This window comes from Phytobacter massiliensis JC163 (assembly GCF_000321045.1).
Taxonomy (GTDB): domain Bacteria; phylum Pseudomonadota; class Gammaproteobacteria; order Enterobacterales; family Enterobacteriaceae; genus Phytobacter_A; species Phytobacter_A massiliensis.
Genome location: NZ_HE578952.1, coordinates 8,104 through 10,214 on the forward strand (window position 1 = coordinate 8,104; position 2,111 = coordinate 10,214).

The window sequence follows — 2,111 nt, forward strand, 5'->3', positions numbered from 1 at the left end:
CATAAAGAATATGCTGGGATAACTGAAAATGATGACGTTCAACCCAGTCGATTAATGTTTCCTTACAATTATCATGTGCAACAAGTGCAATATTTTTTTGCGTCTGTAATTTACGAGTTGTTAATTGCATTTTTCTATATCCCTTTAATAACATAGACTTGTCAATAATAAAGATAGACAATCAGACTAATCTACAACATCCATTCACCATCCCTGGCGCATGAAATGGGACAATTAGAACTGATAGACTAAATCTAGTGCCAGAACATCATCTGTATTGATGCCACTGCGAGTGGTGAAGTCATTGTCATTGAGGAAATTAAATTTATACATTACGGCGGTAGACATGTTTTTATTGAAATAATAATTAGCGCCAACGGCAAGGTACTTTAACAAATCCTGTTCACCATAACCTTCTATATCTTTACCTTTTGTCTGGAGATAAGATACTACAGGAACAATACCATTATTGAAAACATATTTGGCAGTAAATTCCATAATCTGCGCATGATTGGCAAAGCCATATACTTCTTTGCTACTGCTACCGAAGATGGTGGCATTACGTGAGTCAGTGAATGTACCTGCCAGATAAATCTGATTGGCATCATACTTCAGACCAGCACGGTAGACATCAGCCCGGTCACCGTGACCATAAGTCATATTATTCTGACCCTGGGTCCGGTTTGAGCTTGAGAATGCAGCGCCAACACTCACACCATTATCCCATTCCTGGATTAACGATGCGCCGTAACCTTCACCATTTTGTTTAAGCGCTTCACGGCTATTATTTGTTTCACCCGCACCACCGTTCTCCCCCTGATACTGAAGAACAACCCTGAGGCCATCTACCAGTGTATTGTTGCGGTATGTCAACAGGTTACCGGTGCGTTTGAACATAAAGTTATCAATGCCATATGCATCTCCACCGAATTCTGGTAATGCGTCAGTCCACGCAGCAATGTCGTACACCACACCATAATTTCGTCCATAATCAACTGAACCATATTTGCTTGAGGACAGACCTGCAAATGCAACACGTGTTACCGCCGCGGAGCTACTGCTGCCTTCGGCCTGGTTGCCATTATACTGAGACTCCCACTGCCCATATCCTGTTAATCCATCATTGATTTGAGTCTCACCTCTAAATCCCAGACGAACATAGGTTGAATCACCATCGACACTTTTATTATCGCTGAGTTGATGAAGTGCATCGATCTTGCCATAAAGGTCCAGTTTATTTCCGGCCTTATTGTAAATCTCAGCCGAATAGGCAGAAGAACAAAAGCAGGCCAGTGCAATAGTCAGTGCATTAACTTTACGAGGAAAAATGTACATATTAAATCCTGTTATTTTATTTCATTACGTAGGGAATATAGGGATATCCGGAACAGATATCCCATGTGATTTTTAATTATGCCATATTATTCTGTCGGTCAGACGATACCGGTTTGTTATTGTGACCCCAGGTCTTTTTATGTTCATACCCGGTCAGGGATTCAATCACCTCTTTTGTATGAGGAGCAGCATCTTCCAGCTTGCCTCCACTGCGAAGACGTTCCAGTTCCGTCGTCAATATCTTGTGATTTTCCTTATTTAATTTAAACCGGAAACAACCATAAAATGCCAGGCAGGCCATAATAACCGGACCCGCAATAAAGACCAGTTTAATACCCTCAATCGTCTCAGCGCTCGCACTGGACATACCTTTCTGGTAGCCATAGAAATCAAGAGCAAAGCCCACCACCATCATGGCCAGCGCCTGGCAGACCTTACGCATCAGCATCATTACTCCGGCGTAGATACCTTCACGTCGACGTCCGGTCAGGGCCTCATCCACATCCGGCAGAAATACATAGACATTCCAGGGGATCATATAGGTACCGCCACGGGCAATCCCTAATGCAACCGCTCCACCTAAAATACATAATGTGAGTCCCGGCATTGAAGGCGTCATGAGTCTGAAACCCACCAGGCTGACCACGATCATTGCAATCGCGACTTTGTAGGCATTGGCGTTGCCATAACGCATACACAGCCAGGTAAAGAGGGGAATACCGACACACTGGAAAAATGTCATTACACTCATGACGGTGGAGCCCATGGCCGCACTG

General features: G+C 43.7%; 2 protein-coding genes. Both read right to left on the reverse strand.

What is annotated here, in order from left to right:
• Positions 1-234 precede the first annotated feature (234 nt).
• Positions 235-1,335, reverse strand: coding sequence for a porin (locus ENTHG_RS23080; RefSeq protein ID WP_044185806.1), 1,101 nt, complete (start codon positions 1,333-1,335; stop codon positions 235-237).
• 76 nt (positions 1,336-1,411) lie between these two features.
• Positions 1,412-2,077: an MFS transporter gene (locus tag ENTHG_RS23085; protein WP_052332768.1), complete on the reverse strand. Its 666-nt coding sequence runs from the start codon at positions 2,075-2,077 to the stop codon at positions 1,412-1,414.
• Positions 2,078-2,111 lie beyond the last annotated feature (34 nt).

Excerpts from the sequence above, each read along its gene's own strand:
- ENTHG_RS23085 (WP_052332768.1), bottom strand. The coding sequence starts at position 2,077 with ATGACATTTTTCCAGTGTGTCGGTATTCCCCTCTTTACCTGGCTGTGT.
- ENTHG_RS23080 (WP_044185806.1), bottom strand. The coding sequence starts at position 1,335 with ATGTACATTTTTCCTCGTAAAGTTAATGCACTGACTATTGCACTGGCC.